Origin of the sequence: Pantoea ananatis LMG 2665 (assembly GCF_000710035.2) — a bacterium.
In the GTDB taxonomy this organism is placed as follows: domain Bacteria; phylum Pseudomonadota; class Gammaproteobacteria; order Enterobacterales; family Enterobacteriaceae; genus Pantoea; species Pantoea ananatis.
Genome location: NZ_JMJJ01000005.1, coordinates 701873 through 723253, shown reverse-complemented (window position 1 = coordinate 723253; position 21381 = coordinate 701873). Strand labels below are relative to the sequence as shown.

The following is a 21381-nucleotide window of genomic DNA, read 5'->3' as shown; positions in this document are numbered from 1 at the left end:
ACTATTGATTGCACGATGTTGCCATTTGTGAGCATCGATTAATACAAATGTTAAAAAAACAAAGTCAATACTTGCGGAGTTGCCTTTTACTTCGCCTGTTTGCTTAAACCGCCTCCGCCAGGCTGAAACGTTTTCCGATACACAGCATGAAAAAACGTCAATGAAAAATCATAACTTATTTTTATGGTTTTCATTTCAGCTAATTAGATATTCTGGTGGAGCAAGGTCAAGATGGCAGAACTCACTCAAAGTCGCGTCGATATCATTTCCCGTGCAAATGGTACGCTTACGTCTCAGGTCGACGGCGGCTTAACGCAAACGATCACTCTTAATGAACCGAGCGTAGTACGCATTAATGGTACGCGTGAGGCTGTCGTACAATACCAACGTCAGGGCGACGATCTCATCGTCCAGATGCGTGACGGAAGCTCCGTTCGCTATAAAAAATTCTTCCTCGACGATGCCGCAGGCGACCACAGTGAACTGGTCTTTGATGATGGCGTGAACCCACCAGAGCATGCACTCTTTCCCACGACGGCAGGCGCAACAGATTTAGCGACAACATCCGTGACGCCCGGATTTGAGTCACTGGATAACGTGGAGCCGCTCCTGCTGGCTGATAACAGCAATATTTCTACCGGCCTGATGACGGCGAGTGGTGTTGGCCTGTTGGGACTGGGGGGGTTAGCACTGGGCACCAGTCGCGGCGGAGGCGGAGGCGGAGGCGGTGACACACCGGCAGCACCGGGAACGCCTGGAACGCCAGCAACACCGACCCTGACCGTTAATCCCTTTGCCGGTGACAACGTTCTGGACAACAGCGAGAAGGCCAGCGATCAGCTGGTGTCCGGCACCACCAGCAACGTGGAGGCGGGCCAGACCGTCACCGTGACGCTGGGCGGCCAGACCTATACCACCACAGTTGGGCCGGACGGCAGCTGGAGCCTGAGCGTACCTTCGGCGGCGCTGACCGCGCTGGCCGCGGGCACCACCACGCTCAACGTGACCGTGAGCAACGCGGCGGGAGCGGCGGCCAGTGCTGAGCAGGTGATTACGGTTGACGCGCCCGTTACCACGCCGGGCGCACCGACCCTGACCCTTGATCCCTTTGCCGGTGACAACGTTCTGGACAACAGCGAGAAGGCCAGCGATCAGCTGGTCTCCGGCACCACCAGCAACGTGGAGGCGGGCCAGACCGTCACCGTGACGCTGGGCGGCCAGACCTATACCACCACAGTTGGGCCGGACGGCAGCTGGAGCCTGAGCGTGCCTTCGGCGGCGCTGACCGCGCTGGCCGCGGGCACCACCACGCTCAACGTGACCGTGAGCAACGCGGCGGGAGCGGCGGCCAGTGCTGAGCAGGTGATTACGGTTGACGCGCCCGTTACCACGCCGGGCGCACCGACCCTGACCCTTGATCCCTTTGCCGGTGACAACGTCCTGGACAACAGCGAGAAGGCCAGCGATCAGCTGGTCTCCGGCACCACCAGCAACGTGGAGGCGGGCCAGACCGTTACCGTGACGCTGGGCGGCCAGACCTATACCACGACCGTCGGGGCCGACGGCAGCTGGAGCCTGAGCGTGCCTTCTGCAGCGCTGACCGCGCTGGCCGCGGGCACCACCACGCTCAACGTGACCGTGAGCAACGCGGCGGGAACGGCAGCCAGTACTGAGCAGGTGATTACGGTTGACGCACCGGTTACCCCTCCAGGCCCACCGACGATAACGGTGAATGACTTTGCCGGTGACAACGTCCTGGACAACAGCGAGAAGGCCAGCGATCAGCTGGTCTCCGGCACCACCAGCAACGTGGAGGCGGGCCAGACCGTCACCGTGACGCTGGGCGGCCAGACCTATACCACGACCGTCGGGGCCGACGGCAGCTGGAGCCTGAGCGTGCCTTCTGCAGCGCTGACCGCGCTGGCCGCGGGCACCACCACGCTCAACGTGACCGTGAGCAACGCGGCGGGAACGGCGGCCAGTGCTGAGCAGGTGATTACGGTTGACGCGCCCGTTACCACGCCGGGCGCACCGACCCTGACCCTTGATCCCTTTGCCGGTGACAACGTCCTGGACAACAGCGAGAAGGCCAGCGATCAGCTGGTCTCCGGCACCACCAGCAACGTGGAGGCGGGCCAGACCGTTACCGTGACGCTGGGCGGCCAGACCTATACCACGACCGTCGGGGCCGACGGCAGCTGGAGCCTGAGCGTGCCTTCTGCAGCGCTGACCGCGCTGGCCGCGGGCACCACCACGCTCAACGTGACCGTGAGCAACGCGGCGGGAACGGCAGCCAGTACTGAGCAGGTGATTACGGTTGACGCACCGGTTACCCCTCCAGGCCCACCGACGATAACGGTGAATGACTTTGCCGGTGACAACGTCCTGGACAACAGCGAGAAGGCCAGCGATCAGCTGGTGTCCGGTACCACCAGCAACGTGGAGGCGGGCCAGACCGTCACTGTGACGCTGGGCGGCCAGACCTACACCACCACAGTTGGGCCGGACGGCAGCTGGAGCCTGAGCGTGCCGTCGGTAGCGCTTGCTGGGTTAGCGGCGGGTGCGGCCACCATCGACGCAAGTGTGACGAACACCGCAGGTAATAATGCGACAGACAGTCAGCCGTTTACCGTCGAAGCGCCAGCAGGTGCAGCAGGTACACTGGTTATCACGCAGCCGCTGGGCGGCGACGGTTTTATTAACGCTCAGGAAGCAGCTCAAGGATTGACCGTAAAAGGATCGGTCGCAGGGGTGGCCCAGGGGCAGCAGGTCGTTGTGAACTTTAATGGTGTCGATTACACCGGCACCGTTGATGCCAATGGACTCTGGTCCGTCATCATTCCGTCCGGTGCCTTTAGTGGCGTCAGTGATGGGGTGAAACAAATCACCATCAGCACCGTGGATGCCAATGGTAATCTGCTGTCCAACACCGCCGATATGACCCTGCAGGCCACTACGCTGCCTGCCATCTCGCTTGATAGCGGCTCGCTGAGTGACGGTATTCTCAATAATACCGAAAGCAGCAGCGATCAGGTATTAAGCGGCAATACCGGTGTCACCGGGGCTGGCCAGCAGGTACAGGTTCAGCTCGGCGGTAAAATCTATGACCTGCCAGTAAATAATGACGGAAGCTGGAGTGTGACCGTACCTGCGGCCGATCTGGCTGCACTGCCACAGGGCAATAATCCGCTTGTGGTAAGCGCGATCGATCAGGCCGGGAATGTGGTGACACAGACCAGCACGGTCAATGTCGATACGCAACCGCCTTCATTAGGTGTGGATCCCGTGGGCGGTGACAATACGCTCAGCGTAAGCGATCTGACCCAGCCGCTGATATTGAGCGGTACCGGGCAGAATGGCGATCAGGTCACGATGTCACTTAACGGCAGATTCTACCGCACGCTGGTCAGCACCAATGGACGCTGGTCATTGCGTATCGATCAGTCCGATTTGGCCGCGTTACCCTCGGGTAGAAATCCTTTTACAGTCACCATTACCAACGCCAATGGCAGTCAGACGACGTTCACCAGCGAACTGAACGTCGCAACGGCACCAGAAGTGCAGCCAACATTGAGTGTGAACAGCGGCACCTTTGCGGGTGATGGCGTGCTGGATGGTTCAGAACAAAAACTGCCACAAACGCTCACCGGTACCTCAACAAACGTAGAGGCCGGACAGCAAGTTAGCGTCACCATTAACGGTATAACCTATATCGGTACGGTAGAAGCAAGCGGTAACTGGAGCATCGTTATACCACCCGTAGCACTGGCAACGCTGGCTGAGGGCAGTCAGGCTCTGACCGTCACCGTGGTGAATGCCGCAGGTAATACCACCAGCACCGAACTGACCTTCCAGGTTGACGCAACAGGAAGCAGCGTTGCCCTGGCTCCGGCAGGAAACAACAATTATCTTAATGCCGATGACGTGGCCAGTGAGGTCGTGCTTAGCGGTAGCACCAGCAATATCCCGGCAGGCAGCATTGTTAACGTCACCGTTAACGGTAACAACTACACCGGTACGGTAGGCGCGGATGGCACCTGGACGGTGACGCTGCCGGCGGGTAGCCTCGTTGGCTTACCCAACGGCGCGCTTCCTGTTACCACCACCATTACCGATGCGGACGGCAATACGCTGGCAACCAGCACCTCGAATATCAACGTTGTGGCGACCGATGTACCGGTTGCGACACCGGGCGATGCGTTTGTCGATGGCGTACTGAACGGCAGTGAAGCGGCAGCGGGCGGTGCTATCACCGGCAACAGTGGCGTAACCGGGGAAGGCCAGCGCGTGGTGGTTACGCTCAATGGCGTCAACTACACCGGTATTGTCGATAACACCGGTAACTGGCAGGTGAACATTCCTTCAGCGGTGCTCTCAACACTGCCACAGGGATCGGTGCCTTATACGGTTACCCTTACCGACATTGCCGGCAACACCAGTAATGCCGCCGGCAGCGTGACGGTCGATACTTTACCGCCAGCCCTGACGGTAGCAACACCGTCTGGCGATGGTGTTCTTAATGCAGTTGAACTTCAGCAGCCCCTGGTCCTGAGCGGTAACAGCGAAGGTAATGCCGTTATCGTAGTCAACATTAACGGAACCACCGTCAGCACCACCGCCAATCCGGACGGGAGCTGGACGCTGGAAGTACCGGCTGCGGCACTAAACGGTCTGACCAACGGCAGCTATCCCCTGACCATCACTGCTACCGACACCGCGGGCAATATCACAACGGACACCAGCAGCCTGACGGTGAAAGCCGATGCGGCTTCATTACCCACGCTGACCCTTAACCCGTTTGCCGGTGACAATCTGGTTGACGGCGCTGAACGTCAGGTCAATCAGGAACTGTCGGGCACCACCACCAACGTGGAGGCGGGGCAGGTTGTGACGCTGACCGTGGGCAGTGACGTGTTTAGCGGTACCGTTCTGGCGGACGGATCGTGGCGCCTCACTGTTCCTGCTTCCGTTCTGTCGGCGCTGGCCGATGGTAGCGCCACCTATACAGTTGCCGTCAGCGATGCCGCAGGCAATACCACCTCGACGGATCTTGCGTTGACGGTCAACAGTAATGCTTCCGGTGTGGCGCTTGATACGATAAGCGGAGATAACTTCCTGAATGCCAACGAGGCGGGGGAACCGTTGATCATTGCGGGAACCACCGTCAATGTGGCACCGGACAGCACTGTCACGCTGCAGTTTAATAATGTCACTTACACCGCCGTGGTCTCTGCTGGCGGTACATGGAGCGTGATCGTCCCACCATCCGCTCTGGCAGCCCTGACGGATGGCCCTGCGGCCTTAACCGTAACGACGACGGATACAACGGGCGCGGCGCTGAGCAGTTCAGCCACGCTCAATGTCGCGATTAACAATGTTCCCAACCCTGTGGTGATCACGGCCTTCGGCGACGGGATCCTGAATGCCACGGATATTTCCAGCGTACAGCAGCTTAGCGGAACGACCGGCGTAAGCGGTGTGGGCCAGACCGTGAGCGTTTCCCTGGGCGGCAATGTTTATACCGGTACGGTAGACGGAAATGGTAACTGGCGTGTGAGTCTTCCTGCCAATGCCTTAGCCGCACTGAATGAAGGCAGCACGGACTATACCGTCACGGTCACGGACGCGGCAGGGAACAGCCGCGAGGTAAGCGGTAACGTTAATGTTGACCTCACGCCACCGACCCTGACGCTTGATCCCGTCGCCGGGGACAATATCGTAGACGCCGCAGAAAGCACGGCGCCGATCGTCCTGAGCGGCAGCAGCGATGCGGGCGAGGGGCAGGTTGTGACCATCACCCTGAATAACCAGGTATGGAACACCACGGTAGGTGCTGACGGCAACTGGAGCTTTGCGCTGCCAGCGGGCGCCCTGGCAGACGTCGCAGCGGGCAGTTATACCCTGACGGTGAGCGTCAGCGATCCGGCGGGGAACCTTTCAACTGAAACCCGTGATATTACCGTGGCGACCGGTACATTAGCGATAAGCATTGATACGCCTTTTGCCGACAGCTACCTGGGTCAGATTGAGGCAGCCAGTGAACAAACGCTGACAGGCACGACAGGGCTGTCCGGCGCAGGCCAGATTGTGACCGTCACGCTAGGCGGTAATGACTATGCAGCCACGGTGGATGCTCAGGGCAACTGGACGGTCACGCTGAGTAGTACCGTCCTGCAGGCCTTGCCCGAAGGCACAAATACGCTTGTCGTCACCGTTAGCGATGCGACAGGCAGCAGCGGCAGCCTGAGCAGCGCAATCACCGTTGACTTTACCCCACCGGAACTCAGCCTGAATCCTGTAACCGGTGATAATCAGATTAACTCACTGGAAATTCTGCAAAATATTTCCGTTTCAGGTACAGCATCGCTGGCCGATGCAGGGCAAACGGTGACGGTGACGCTTCAGGGCGAAACCTATCAAACCCTTGTCTTGATTGACGGTACCTGGGTTCTTGAGATACCCGCCAGCGTCATGCAGGGCTTGCCGGATGGCCCTTACTCACTGGACGTCACGCTGACCGATGCCGCAGGCAACCAGACCACGCTCACCCAGACCCTGACGCGCGTCGCAGACAGCGCGTCGCTTCCGGTACTGACCCTCGATGCCATCAGCGGGGATAATTACCTTAACCAGGGCGAAGCGGCTGCGGACTTAACCATCAGCGGCGGCAGTACGAATTTGACCGCTGGTCAGGTGATCACCGTTTCGCTCAACGGGCAAAGCTACACTGGAGAAGTGCAGGCAGATGGCCGCTGGACGGTGACCATTCCACAGGCTGACGTCAGTGCCTTACCGGACGGTCCTCAGAGCGTGGTGGTGAGTGCCACCGACAGCGCAGGCAACCCGACCAGCAGCGATGCGACCCTTAATGTTATTGCCAGTGGCGCGGCGCTGCCGACCCTGAGCGTGGATGTGGTCGCCAGTGATGACATTATCAACGCCATTGAAGCCGGAGCGGATCTGGATGTCAGCGGCAGCAGTACGCAACTGGCAGAGGGAACGGTAGTGACCGTCACGCTGAACAACGTCGGCTACACCGGCACCGTTGACGCGGCGGGTAACTGGACGGTCTCCGTGCCGTCTTCGGCTCTGAGTGGTCTGCCTTCCGGCTCGCAACAGACCTTTGTCGTCACGGCAAATGACGTGGCAGGTAATACCGCCCTGACTAACCACAATGTCGCGATTGACACGACATTACCGGTATTGAGTGATATCAGCCTGAGTGCAGGCACATCGCTTAATCTGGCCGAGTCGCTGCAGGATCTGACCGTGAATGGCAACAGCGATCCGGGCGCGCAGATCACCGTCGTCCTGAACCAAATCACCTACACCACCAGTGCAGATGAGAATGGTGTCTGGTCACTGGCAATCCCCGCCGCGGATTTGCAGCAGCTCAATGACGGGCTCCAGACGCTGACGATTACCGCAACGGACGCCAGCGGCAATGTCACTACCAACACCAGCACCACGCTGGATGTGGCCTTCCGCACACTGCCGGAGCTGACGCTGGATACGCCGTTTGGTGATGGCATTGTCAGTCAGGCCGATGCTGCCGGTGAACTCACCCTGAGCGGCAGTGCGACTAATCTGCCAGAGGGCAGCCCGATCACGGTGACGATCGGCGATCAGCCGTTTAATACGACCGTTGGTGCCAACGGTGCATGGACCTTAACGCTGGCGCCGGGCGCGCTCGATGCCTTACCCGATGGCCTGACCCAGGTGGTGGTGACGGCCAACGATGCGGCAGGCAACCCGGCTGAAGTCAGCGCAGGCATTGAGATTCTGGTGACCGTACCGGCCGATCCGACCATAGCCGCCACGTTGTTTGGCGATAATGTGATTAATACCACTGAAGCCGCCTCCGTGCAGCTGATTACCGGCACCACGCCGTTTGGCGATGGACAAACCGTCAGCGTCAGCGTAGACGGCACGCCGCTAACCGTCTCTGTCGATGCGAACGGTAACTGGAGCGCCAGCCTGCCGCCCGATGTGATTGCCGGTCTGGCAGACGGAACGCACACGATCAGCGTGATCACCACTGACCGGGCCGGTAATACTTCTGTTGCCGTTACGCAAGACTTTACGACGGCCACGGCACCTATCCCCGAACCGACGCTGAACACGCCATTTGGTGATGGCCGTATCAACGCGATAGAGGCGCAGGCAGATGGCACCCTGAGCGGCAATCTGAATATTGATAATGCCGCCTCCGTTACGGTAACCGTCAACGGTACGGCCTATGCCGCCACGCTCAACGGTGATGGCACCTGGTCCCTGGCTCTGCCATCGGCATTACTGCAGACGCTGCCAGACGGTAACTGGCCCGTTGCGGTAACCATGACGGACACCAACGGCAATACGGCCACGATAAACAGCAACATTGTGGTAGCAATACAAACCCTGCCGGATGTCAGCCTGACTCTGCCGTTCGGTGACGGAGCACTGAATGCGGCTGAAGCGGCACAAGACCAGACGCTGACCGGCTCGACAGGTATCAGCGGCGAGGGCCAGACAGTAACGGTGACCATCAGCGGCTTTAATAACGATTTGCCACTGAATGCAACCGTTCTGCCGGACGGAAGCTGGTCACTGGTCCTGACGCCGGCGCAGATGGCGCAGATCCCCAACGGCAGTCATGTTATTACCGTCAACGCCACGGATATTGCCGGCAACACTGACAGCACTACGCTCAATGTGGTCACCGCCGTCACCGTTCCCGTGCCCACCTTTACTGACCTGCAGTTTGGTGGTGATAACGTGCTGAACATCAGCGAGGCCGCTGCTGGCGTAACGCTGACCGGGACGACCGGTAGCCTCGGTGCAAACCAGGCGGCAAGCATCAGCGTGGATCTGGATGGAACACGCTATCCGGGTACCGTTGATGCGAATGGTAACTGGAGCGTCACGATCCCACCTAATGCGTTGAATACCATCGGAAGTGGCCCGCACAGCGTGACGGTGAATGTGGTGGATGCAACGGGTAATCCGGCTACGGCACAGTTTGACTTTACCGCCGATCTGACACCGCCAGCCCCGAGCGTGGATCCGCTGCCACGCAACGGCTATGTCAACGCCACTGACGTCGAGAACGGTATCACGCTGACGGGCAATACCGGTGAAACCGGCGCTGGGCAACAGGTTGTGGTGACTATCGGCACCACCGATTTCACTGCCCAGATAGCGGCGGATGGAAGCTGGACATTGCCGTTGAGTAACGCGCAACTGAGCGCCTTAACCGATGGCACCTATTCGTTAGCCATCACCGTCACCGATCCTGCCGGTAACAGTACGACGCTCAACGAATCCCTGGTAATCGACACAACGGCGCCAGCGATCACCGGCGTGACGTTTGCAGGTGATGATGGGCTGAATTATGCCGAGAGTATTCAGCCTCAGGTGTTAAGCGGCATCGCTAACGGTGCGGAGACCGGGTCACAGTTAACCGTCTCCTATAACGGCACGCTGTTAGGTACGGCGGTTGTCGGTGCCAACGGCGCCTGGAGTCTGACCCTGACGCCAGAACAAATGAGCACCTTCGTCGCACCGGATACCACGTTAACGCTTGCCGTCAGCGACCTGGCGGGCAATCCGGTCACGCAGGATCTGACGGTGCCGGTTGATCTTACACCCCCACCAGGACCGCTGGTCACGCTGGGCACCGTATCGGGTGATAACATCATCAGCACGGTCGATCAGCAGGCAGGTGGCGTCGTGGTGAGTGGAACGTCACAAAATCTCGGTGCCACCGGTGTCGTTACCGTCGTGATCAACGGCGTGGACTACAGCACGACGATTGATGCTAACGGCAACTGGACGACGGCAACCTTACCGGTCAGTGATTTTGGCAGCACTGATGGCCCGGTCACGATTACCGTCACTGCCACCGATGGAACGGATACCGTGACCACCAGCGGCACCGTTCAGATCGATCTGACGGCACCGGTACTGACGATTAACAGCTTCACGGGTGACGATGTGGTTAACGCCAGTGAAAGTTCGACGCGTCAGACCATTAGCGGTACGGCGGACACCAGCGAAACGGGACGTACTGTGACGGTTACCCTGAATGGCAAAACCTACACGGGGATCGTGCAGGGCGACGGCACCTGGTCTACCAGCGTGCCAGCCAGTGATATGCAGGCGTTGGCCAACGGTGAAACGACCATTAATGCGCAGTTGACCGATGCCGCCGGCAACGTGGGCAGTGCCAGCCGCACCATTAACGTCGATACCGCAGCACCACTGATTGAGATTGACGCCTTCCTCGGCGATAACCTGATTAACGCCGCCGATATTGCTGTCGGGCAGGTATTAACGGGCCGGACAACCGGTGCGGAAGAGGGACAAACCATTTCCCTGTACGTGGGCGATGGCGCCCCTGTCGCCACCGGGATCATTGGCGCTAACGGCGTCTGGAGCATTGACCTCACGCCGCAGGTGCTGTCCAGCCTCAACGACGGTGCGCTGGTCTTTGGCGTGCGCGTCAACGATCAGGCTGGCAACCAGACGGATGCCACGATTACCGTGAACAAAGTGGTCAATGCCGCCTTGACGTTGGTAGTGGATTCTGTCTTTGGTGACGGCACGCTGAGCGCGATCGACACCACGATTGCCCAGACCATTACCGGTACGGCGACCTCTGCAGGCGTAGGCGCAACCGTCGCGGTCACGATCGGCGGCACTACCCTGACCAGCGCCGTGGGCCAGGACGGGAAGTGGGCGATTGTTGTTCCCCCCAGTGTTCTCGGCCTGCTGAGCGACGGTGAACTTGCCCTGAACGTGACGTTAACCGATGCAGCAGGCAACAGCCGCAGCGTGGGTGAAACGGTCAATGCCATCGTGAATGCCGTACCTGTCGTGGATAACCTGACCGGTCTGTTTGGCGGCGATAATCTGCTGAATATTGCCGAGGCCGCGGTTGATCAACAGATTGGCGGGATTATCGAGAACGCGGCAGTGGGCTCACGCGTGACCGTTATCCTGGGGACGAAGACGTATAACACCACGGTGCAAGCCGGGGGCAACTGGAGCGTGACGCTGCCGTCCGGCGATCTCTCTTCCTTACTTAATGGCAATCTGACGCTGGGCGTGACTGTCACCGATGCCGTCGGTAACGTAGCCAGCAATAGCGCAACCATTGGTATCTTCACACAAACGCCGACCATCAGCCTGACGTCACTGTTTGGTGATGGCGTGCTTAACCTGGTTGATATTGCCACCAGCCAGACCATCAGCGGCGTGGTGAATAACGTTGCTGCCGGTTCGGTGGTCACGCTGAACGTGGGGAACAGCCAGGTCACGGCAACGGTCGGCAGCAACGGCACGTTCACCGCCACGGTTGCGCCGGATATTTTGAGTACTCTGACGCAGGGAAATCTCACGATTGGCGCCACGGTCACCGATCAGGCCGGTAACACCGCCTCTACCAGCGCCGGTATTCGCGTCGATACCATCGCGCCTACCCTCACGATCAGTCCGCTGTTTGGCGATGGCCTGTTAAATGCCGCGGATGCGTTACTGGGCCAGACGATTGGTGGCGTTGTGAACGGTGCAGAGGCCGGTTCCCGTGTCGTAGTGACGATTGGCGGCCAGCAAATCGTGACGGCAACGGACGCCAGCGGGAACTTTTCTGTGTCACTGACGCCAAGGCTGCTCCAGGGTCTGACGGACGGTACGCTGACGGTCGGCGTCAGCGTCACGGATGCGGCAGGGAATACGACCAGTAGCACGGCGTCGGCCACGGTAGGGATTAATACCTTACCTAAAGTCACGCTCAACCCACTGTTTGGTGACGGCATTTTGAATATTGCCGAGTCGCTGGTCACCCAGACCATCAGCGGTACCGCCACCGGCGTAGCCGCAGGCAGTACCGTCAGGCTGGCGATTGGTAATACCACGGCAACGGCGATCGTTAACAACGACGGCACCTTCTCGGCCACGGTTTCCCCCGCCATTCTGGCCACGCTGCTCGGCGGTAACTTTACCGTGAGTGCCTCGGTTACCGACGCCGTAGGTAACACCACCTCCACCAGCGGCGGTGTGCAGCTGGGGCTGACTCAACCCACCCTGACGGTCAATACCGTGTTTGGTGACGGCATCCTCAGCGCTGCGGACCTGGCCTCTAACCAGACCATCAGCGGGACATCGAATCTGGCTGCCGGGGCGACGGTCAGTGCTACGCTCAACGGCATTACCTATTCAACGAAAGTGATCAGCGGTGGCAACTGGACAATCAGCGTGCCAAAAGGTGATTTAACCGGTATCAGCGATGGCCTTAAAGCGGTTGCGGTGACCGCCACAGATGTGAATGGCAACACCGTGACAGGCAGCGGCAGTCTGACCGTCATCAGTAATACCCCACCCGCCGTAACCATTACTTCGCTGTTTGGTGATAACGCATTAAGCGTTGCCGATGTGAAAACCACCCAGACGATTAGCGGTACGGCGACCAATGCGGAAGGGTCGCTGGTGCAGGTGACGATTGGCGGCCAGACCTTTACTACCACGGTCAGCAGCAACGGCAACTGGAGCCTTCCGGTTTCTGCCTCTAATCTCGCGGCGATCGCGGATGGACTCTATACCGTCACGGCAAGCGTGACGAATGGCGTGGGCAACAGCGGTAATGCCTCGGCTTCGCTGGGCGTTGCCAGCCGGACCACGCCAACGGCGGGCATCAACAGCTACTTTGGTGGGGATGGTTATCTGAATATTGCCGAGGCGAATGTTGCAGAAACCATTAGCGGTACGAGCAGTAACGCGATTGGGGGACGGGTTTCCGTCAACGTGGCGGGCAACATTTTCACCACGACGATTGGCAGTAACGGTGCCTGGAGTATCAGTGTGCCGTCAGCCACCCTGAAAGGCATTGCGGATGGCAGCCATTCTGTAGCCGTTACCATCACCGACGTGGGCGGTAACAGCACCACAGCCTCCAGCAGCTTCACGGCGCTGTCGCACAATCAGCCGCTTCTGGGCGTCGATCCTGTGCTGAGTGTGGTGTCATCGCTGATCAACGGGCTGACGGTGCAGGGGGGCTCTCTGAATGCGGCTCAGGGGTCAAAAGTCAGCGTTACGCTGCTGCTGGCTAACGGCAGCAATGGGCCGACGATTAACACCACCACGGATGCGCTCGGACGCTACGCGGCTAACTTCAGCCCCGCGCTGTTATCGGTTGGGGGACTGCTGCTGTCGCTCAATACGCTGGCGAAGGTCACGATTACGGATGTGGCGGGCAACAGCTACACCACGACCAATACGCTATTGTTAGGCGCTGTGTTGCCGGTTACCACGGCGTCAACGACCGAGTCCGTTGCGCTGTTCTCACTGGTGGACGACAGTGCAACCGCGGCGGGCCATGATACGCAGCACAACACGCAGTCCACCGAAGAGGCAACGCCGACGGTGCACGTGGCTTCAACGCTGACCACCGAAGCCGATGTGGCCGCGCCGGTCAATGCGTCGGAGGACAATACCGGCGTCGCGGCGGCGGCAGTCGCTGAAACGGCAGCCGTAACAGACACGCCTGTTGACGAAAGTTACAGCATTGGCGGGGTGGTCATTACGCTGGCAGATGGCAGCATCGTGGAAGGCGCATCGGTAAATGGGAGTAGTGGTGCCGATACGGTTGTGGTCAGCGATCTGAACTTCAGCCATATCGATGGCGGTGCAGGAACCGATACGCTGGTGCTGAACGGCGATCATCTGACGTTGGATCTGACCGATCTTGGTCTGAAAGTGGAAAACATTGAAGTGCTCGATCTCGGCCAGAGCGGCACGAACGCTGTGAAGCTGGATCTCAACGAGGCGCTGAATATCACTGACCAACAAAGCGATGACCTGGTGATTAAAGGGGCCGACGGTAGCCTTGTCACGCTGGTCAATGGCCAGGGGGGCACGTGGGAAATCAGTGGCGAACGCATGGTGAATGGTCAGTCCTACGAGGTCTACCATAACTCGGCGCTCACCAATGACAACACGTTGGGCGATGTTCTGATTCAACACAATCTGCAGGTACACATCGTTTAACATACGATATTCACGTTAAGCACTTACCCACAGCAGCGGTTGCGCAAGCTTCCGCTGCTTTTTTCTGCAACGTGGCTTTCAACATTCCGCCACTCTTCCTGGCAACATGTCAGCATGGGGTAAGCACGCCGTGAGGGCATCCGGCCACTAACGGATAGATGAAACAGGCCGTTTTATCTTGACTTCGGGTAACGCTGTACCGACCCAGAGTAACGGGCAGATTAACGCCGGTTCGACAGGAAGCGTAATCGTCGCCTTTTGATGCCGCCTTGCCTGACAACCGCTTCATTAATCACAATCACGAGACCTTCCAGGACCTGAGAGTGCAGCGTTCCGACTGACGGCCGCTCGTGACTCAATGGTAAGAAATATGACTTTTTTAAAATCGATGTCGTTAATTTTATCTTAAGTAGTGGCAGGGAATGGTGTCTGTTTAAAAAATCGCCTTTCAGTAAATATATTTGATAATTGGTGATTTTTAACATGACCACTTTCTCTGTATGTACTATTAATAGTAACTCGCGCTTAGCGGTCTTTACTGAACGCATTAAATAAATTAACAATAAAATGCGTGATGCTTATCGTGCCCTTGCTTTTTTTACATACTGAAATCACCAGGACGTCATCGAATGATCATAAGAAAACCTGTTGGTATGAATAATGAACAAAGCGCGTTTAGCCCTGTTTTTTTACGCCCTGAATGGCCTGGTCCTGCCCGCGGCATTTGCCGCCCCCTTACCGAAAGCGGAGTTCAACTGGCGCGCAGCACCCAGCGAAGAGCAGGTCGCCATTTTGACCCTGCGGGAAGCCATCCTTCGAGCCTTCGCACGCAACCCAAAAATTTCCGAGGCGGCGGCGCAGATTCATATTGGTGAAGGCGATCTGAGTGCCGCGCAAAGCGCCTGGTATCCCCAGATATCGCTTCAGGGGGCCGCGGGGCGCTCACATCAAACCGACTCATCTGGCAGTCTGAATAACAATGGGTCCGGCGGAATCACCCTCAGCCAGCTGTTATATGACTTTGGCCGCACTAACGGTGCCATTGACGAGCAGCATGCCCTGTCAGATGCCTACCGCTTCGGGTTATTTGACGCCATGACGCAGGTGGCTAAAGAGGCCTTACAGTCTTATCTGGAAGTCAAACGTTATCAGGCACTCGCCGCCACGGCACAGACGAATATCGCCTCGCTGGAGCACGTACGCGACATTGCCAAAATGCGTGCAGATGCCGGGCTCAACTCTCAGTCAGATGTGCTGCAGGCCGAAACCCGTATCGCCGCCATGCATGCCACGCGTGAACAGTATCTGGCCCAACTGCGTTCTGCCAACGCGCAGCTTACCGTCCTGACTGGCGTGGTGCCTGCCACGCTGCCTGAGCTGCCCCAGGCGCTGTTACAACAGCAAATTACCCTGGACAAAATCGCCTATGAAAACAGCGCATCGGTGCGCAGTGCGCAATACAAACAGGAAGCCGCCCGCGAAAGGGTCCGTCAGGCGCAATCGGGTCACTGGCCCAGCATCAAGGTTCAGGCTGGCCGGACGCGTTACGAAAACGATACCCGCTCATACTGGGACGATGAAGTCCAGCTTCAGGTAGAGGCGCCGCTCTATCAGGGCGGTCTCGTCAATGCCAAAACCCAGTCAGCGGAGGGCGATCGGCTGGCCGCCCAGGCTGCGGTACAGCAAGCCAAACTCACGATTAATCAAAACGCCTCCACATCTTACGCCGATATGATCGGTGCTCAGCAGCGTCAGCTGGCGGGAGAGGCGCAGTTAGCCAGCGCTGAACATACGCGCAACGTGTATGCCGATGAGTACCGGCTCAGTAAACGCAGCCTGAACGATCTGCTTAGCGTTGAGCAGGATGTGTTTCAGGCCGACAGCGCGCGAATCACTGCGCTTTATGACGGGTGGGATGCCACCGTCCGTTACGCCGCTGCCGTCGATAACCTGCTCGACATCATGGGTATCGATCGTCAAAAAAACAGCGGTGATCTTCTTCCTTCTTTGCAATAGCCAACCCGTTTTAAAAGGCGCGAACAATGAGTGCACAAAACCCGACGACCGATAACTGGATTGCTGCGATGTTGCGCGTGGCGGCACGCTTCGGTAAGCCTGCAGAGGGCAAAACGCTTCGCCAGCAAATGCGCTGGTTTGAACACCTGCCGGTGGCGCAGCAGCGGGATCGCCTGTGCGGGCTGCTGGGTCTCCATTTAACCATGGTGCCGCAGAACCAATTGCGCTGGCGGCAGGACATCACGCCCGTGGTGCTGGTGATGGAAAATAGCAGCGTCGCCGTGCTGGAAGAAATTGATGGCAAGGGCGGGGCGCGCTACTGGCTTAGTGAAGGCGGCGATGTCATTCGGGAAGGCGAGCTGGCAAGCCTGCTCTCCAGAGCGCAGGGGGACATTGGCGTGATTGGCGTGGCCGCGCGCGGAAGAGATGCCCGCATTGATGAATTCGTGCAGCCCTATGAGCCACACTGGTTCTGGAAAAACTTTCGCGGCATGGGCCGGCGAATCGGCGAAATATCTCTGGCATCGGTAATCAGTAACGTCCTGGCACTCGCCGGTATTCTTTTCTCAATGCAGGTGTACGACAGGGTTATCCCGGCGCAGTCCGAGGAGACGTTGTGGGTGCTGTTTGTCGGCGTGCTCATTGCCGCCGCCATTGAATATCTGATTCGCCTGATGCGAACGCAGGTTTCTGACCTGATGGGGAAACGCATCGATCTGAAAGTGTCCGCCATGCTGTTTGCCCGGGCGATGAATATTCGCAATGAGTCACGGCCTAAATCCACCGGCTCTTTCATCTCCCAACTGCGTGAAATCGATCAGGTTCGTGAGTTACTGACCTCAACCACCGTTGGCGCTGCCGCAGACTTACCCTTTGTTATTCTGTTCCTGTTTATCATGTCGTTTATCGGCGGCTGGCTGGTGCTGATTCCGCTGGCTGCTATTCCGCTCATTATCATTCCGGGGATGTTAGTGCAGTTCCCTATGGCGCGTCTGGCAAAAGCCGGGCTGCGCGAAGGCGCGCTGCGGAATGCCGTGCTGGTCGAGACGATAGAAGGCATTGAGGATATCAAAGCGCTGCAGGCCGAGCCTTACTTTCAACGCCAGTGGGAGCAAACCCACGAGGTCAGCGCCTCGATTGGCAATCAGCAACGTCTGTGGGGCGCCAGGCTGACCGGCTGGGCCTCCACCGTGCAGCAACTGACCTACGCGGGCATGCTGGTGTTCGGGGTTTATCTGGTACTGGATTCACAAATCACCACCGGTACGCTGGTGGCCTGTAGCCTGCTCTCTTCGCGCACCATCGCGCCACTCATGCAGCTGACCATGGTGTTTTCTCGTTGGCAGCACGCCAAAACCGCGATGAAAGGGCTGGATGAGCTGCTAAAAAAACCGCTCGATAAACCCGAGTCGGCCACCATGGCGCACTGTCCGACCCTGACCGGCCACTTTGAACTGCGCAACGTGCACTATACCTACGACGAAGAGAACGAAAAAAACGTGCTCAACGTGCAGCAGTTGAACATTAAGCCTGGAGAGAAAATAGCCATTCTGGGGAAGGTGGGCGCGGGCAAATCGACCCTGTTAAAAATACTGGCGGGCCAGGCGCAGGCCAGCCAGGGAAAAGTGCTGGTGGACGGCGTGGATATGGCACATATCGATCCGACCGATTTGCGCCGCCAGCTTGGCTGGCTGTCCCATGATTCGCGGCTGTTTTTTGGCACGCTCAGGCAGAATCTGCTGCTCGGCAATCCCCACGCCAGCGAACAGGAAATGCTGCAGGCGTTACGGATCAGTGGCGCGCTGTCGCTGGTTCAGCAGGATGCGGCCAGTCTGGATCGCGTGATCAATGAAGGGGGGCGAGGGCTGTCAGGTGGACAGCGGCAGATGATCATGCTCAGTCGAATGATCCTGCGCCAGCCGCAGGTGGTGCTGCTGGATGAGCCAACGGCCGCCATGGATGAGCAGCTTGAAGAGCATGTCATCCGTCAAATGCAGGGCTGGATCAGTGGACGCACGTTGATTCTGGTGACGCATCGCCCCGCTCTGCTGAAGATGGTCGATCGCATTGTCGTGATGGATAACGGGCGCATTATTGCCGACGGTGCGAAAGAGCAGATATTGCGGCGCGCCACTCAGAACGTCCCGGAAGCGACACAGGGAGGTGCGGTATGAGTGTGATCATCGATAAAGACCTTGCCAGACACGAGCGGCGCACCTCCGCGATCATCTGGTTGTGTACGGCGGCGCTGGCCTTTTTCCTGATCTGGGCGCACTTTGCCATTCTTGATGAGGTAACCGTCGGGACCGGTAAGGTTACGCCATCTACGCGCGCCCAGGTCATTGACAGCCTGGACGGTGGCATCGTTAAGCAGCTCAACGTGCACGAAGGCGATATTGTAGAAAAGGGCCAGATACTGGCCACGCTGGACCCAACCCGGTTTCAGTCCAACTTTGGTGAAGTACAGGCCAGAGTTCGCACGCTGCGTGCTTCATCGGAACGGCTCAACGCTGAACTGTCGGGAATTCCACTTAAATTCAGTGCTGAGACGCAAAAAGAGCCGCAGCTGGTGGCGCGTGAGAGACAGCTGTATGAATCGCGTCGGCGTAACCTCACCGAGACCATCAATAACCTGCAACAGTCTTTGCGGCTGGTACAGGATGAGCTGCGGTTAACTGAACCGCTGGTGGCAAAAGGCGCAGCGGGGCAGGTTGAAGTGATTCGCCTGCGCCGCCAGGTCAGCGATCTGCGTGGAAAAATCGACGAGGCGCGTAACGACTATCTGGTCCGCGCTCATGAGGAGCAGGTAAAAAACAATGCTGAACTCGACGCCCAGCTACAGGTAGCCGCAGGCAAAGAGGATCAGCTGACGCGCGCCACGCTCTATTCACCCGTGCGCGGCATCGTTAAAGATATTCAGGTCACCACGGTAGGTGGTGTGCTCGAACCCGGCGGAAAAATGATGGAAATCGTCCCCCTGGAAGATCAGTTACTGATTGAAACCCGTATCAATCCCCGTGATATCGCTTATATTCGGCCCGGGCTGGCGGCCGTGGTGAAAGTCACAGCCTATGACTCATCCATTTACGGGGATTTAACCGGCGTGGTGGAAACCGTTTCGCCTGATACCTTGCAGGATGAAGTTAAGCGCGACCAGTATTACTACCGGGTTTATGTGCGTACGCAAAAAGCAGAACTCACCAACAGGGCTGGACGACGCTTTCCTATTGTACCGGGCATGGTGGCGAATGTGGAGATCAAAACGGGGCAGAAATCTGTCATGGACTATTTGCTTAAGCCGTTGAATAAAGTCAAAGAATCGATGCGTGAACGCTAATATAGCCCACGTTTTCTGACGTCACGTATTTTAGTTACTCTGCGTGATAAATTAGCCGCTGAAGTTTACCTGCTGAGGCGGTATATTACGCGAAATAAACCCATAAATACGGTGAAGAATCCCGCAGCTATCCCGGCTATTCAACTCTCTAAGGCAATACAGACAAAGTTCAGGCAAAAAAAAGCCGGGCAATAAGCCCGGCGATATATAAGGGTAAAAAAAAATCATTCGGGGTGAATGAAGATAAGAAATAAATGATGATAGCGGGAGTAAGTATATTGGCTGGCGAATAATAAGTTTTACCATTGAGTGCTTAGGATTATTCCCACTAAAATCATTCGGATAGCTATTATTTTCAACGCGGTTGTCATTTTGTGCTTTATTTTTTATCACTCCGTGCGGCTAATAAGTTCCCCTTTATTTACATATAGCAATAAATTTTACAGATCATGAAACACTTTCGGAAATTTAGTAGCATTTTTACGATGGATTATTACCCATTATGAAACAACAATGGTTTGCCGACCGATATTACCATCGGTTTGCAGTGGCAAATATAAAAGGCACATAACAGAGGGTAATAAAAATGAAGCGTCACATTCTCTCCCTGGCGATCCCGGCATTACTGGCAGCTGCGGGCTCGGCAAATGCGGCTGAAATATACAATAAAGACGGCAATAAATTAGACCTGTTCGGCAAGGTTGACGGATTGCACTATTTCTCGGACAACGACGGTGCCAACGGCGACCAGTCTTATGTTCGTTTTGGCTTTAAGGGTGAAACCCAGGTAACAGATCAACTGAGCGGCTACGGCCAGTGGGAATACCAGGCGGCGCTCAACAATTCAGAAGCACAGGGTACGGCAAACAGCTACACCCGTGTTGGTTTTGCAGGACTGAAATTCGGCAATGCGGGTTCATTCGACTACGGTCGTAACTACGGTGTGGCTTACGACATTGGCGCATGGACTGACGTTCTTCCTGAGTTTGGTGGCGATACCTATGGCGCAGACAACTTTATGTTCCAGCGTGGCAACGGTATGGCGACCTACCGCAACAACGGCTTCTTCGGTCTGGTAGACGGCTGGAACTTTGCAGTTCAGTATCAGGGCAAAAACGATAACCCAACGGAAGCAAGCGGCGGGCGTGATGTGCTGGGTGAAAACGGCGACGGCTGGGGTCTGAGCACGACCTACGATCTGGGCTCCGGTTTCGGTATCGGTGCGGCAACCTTCCAGTCGGATCGTACCAACAACCAAAATGGCAATGCGCCGGGCATTCTGGGTCGCGGAGATAAAGCGGAAGCTTATACCGGTGGTCTGAAATACGATGCTAACAACATTTATCTGGCTGCGATGTACACGCGCGCCTATAACGCGATCAGCTTTGGCGACAGCACAAGCGCTAATCAGCCAAACACGGCCTACGGCTATGCTGACAAAGCTGATAACTGGGAATTAGTGGCACAGTACCAGTTTGACTTTGGTCTGCGTCCTTCTCTGGCGTACGTTAACTCGCGCGGCACCGATGTGCAGAACTGGGGCAAACAGAATCTGAAGAAATATGTCGACGTGGGTGCGACTTACTACTTCAACAAAAACATGTCGACCTATGTTGATTATAAAATCAACTTACTCGATGACAACGACTTTACCAAGGCCGCCGGCATTAATACCGATGACGTGGTGGGCGTAGGACTGGTGTACCAGTTCTAAATGTCACAGGGAGCGCCCGTGCGCTCCCTGATTTATTAATCTGCCGGGTGTTCCGGCTCGTTATCATCCTGTGGCACGATCACGTTGCCATATCTGGCCCCCTCGAATGCCACACCTGAAAGTGTAAACGCAGCAAAACTCAGCCAGTTTTGCATCGCAGTCATCACGGTTTCCGACTTATCCATCCCACACCTCTCAGCAACACAGTTAAGGTTTCTGGTGCAGGAATCGTGCCAGCCCAACCGCTCTCATAGCCACGGAAAAACAGGTGATTTTGCTACAATGGCGC

Annotated in this window: 6 protein-coding genes; 5 read left to right on the top strand and 1 reads right to left on the bottom strand. The window is 57.3% G+C overall.

Annotated features, from left to right (window positions below):
* Positions 1-231: 231 nt before the first annotated feature.
* From EL29_RS11185 to EL29_RS11165, 5 genes are all read left to right on the top strand, one after another.
* Entirely contained in the window at positions 232-14025 is a 13794-nt protein-coding gene (locus EL29_RS11185; protein WP_029571442.1) for an Ig-like domain-containing protein, read from the top strand.
* Between the two features lie 660 nt (positions 14026-14685).
* Entirely contained in the window at positions 14686-16041 is a 1356-nt protein-coding gene (locus EL29_RS11180) for a TolC family outer membrane protein (RefSeq protein WP_013026484.1), read from the top strand.
* 26 nt (positions 16042-16067) lie between these two features.
* Positions 16068-18215, top strand: a complete 2148-nt coding sequence (locus EL29_RS11175; protein WP_028715397.1) for a type I secretion system permease/ATPase — start codon at positions 16068-16070, stop codon at positions 18213-18215.
* Positions 18212-19378 (top strand): beta-barrel domain-containing protein, encoded by a 1167-nt coding sequence (locus EL29_RS11170; protein ID WP_014594151.1) that lies wholly within the window; start codon positions 18212-18214, stop codon positions 19376-19378. The genes EL29_RS11175 and EL29_RS11170 overlap by 4 nt, the downstream gene beginning before the upstream one ends.
* A 586-nt stretch (positions 19379-19964) precedes the next feature.
* Positions 19965-21092: a porin OmpC gene (locus EL29_RS11165; protein WP_014594150.1), complete on the top strand. Its 1128-nt coding sequence runs from the start codon at positions 19965-19967 to the stop codon at positions 21090-21092.
* Between the two features lie 35 nt (positions 21093-21127).
* Here the strand turns inward: EL29_RS11165 and EL29_RS11160 are convergent, their stop codons facing one another.
* Positions 21128-21277 (bottom strand): hypothetical protein, encoded by a 150-nt coding sequence (locus tag EL29_RS11160; protein ID WP_014605391.1) that lies wholly within the window; start codon positions 21275-21277, stop codon positions 21128-21130.
* Positions 21278-21381 lie beyond the last annotated feature (104 nt).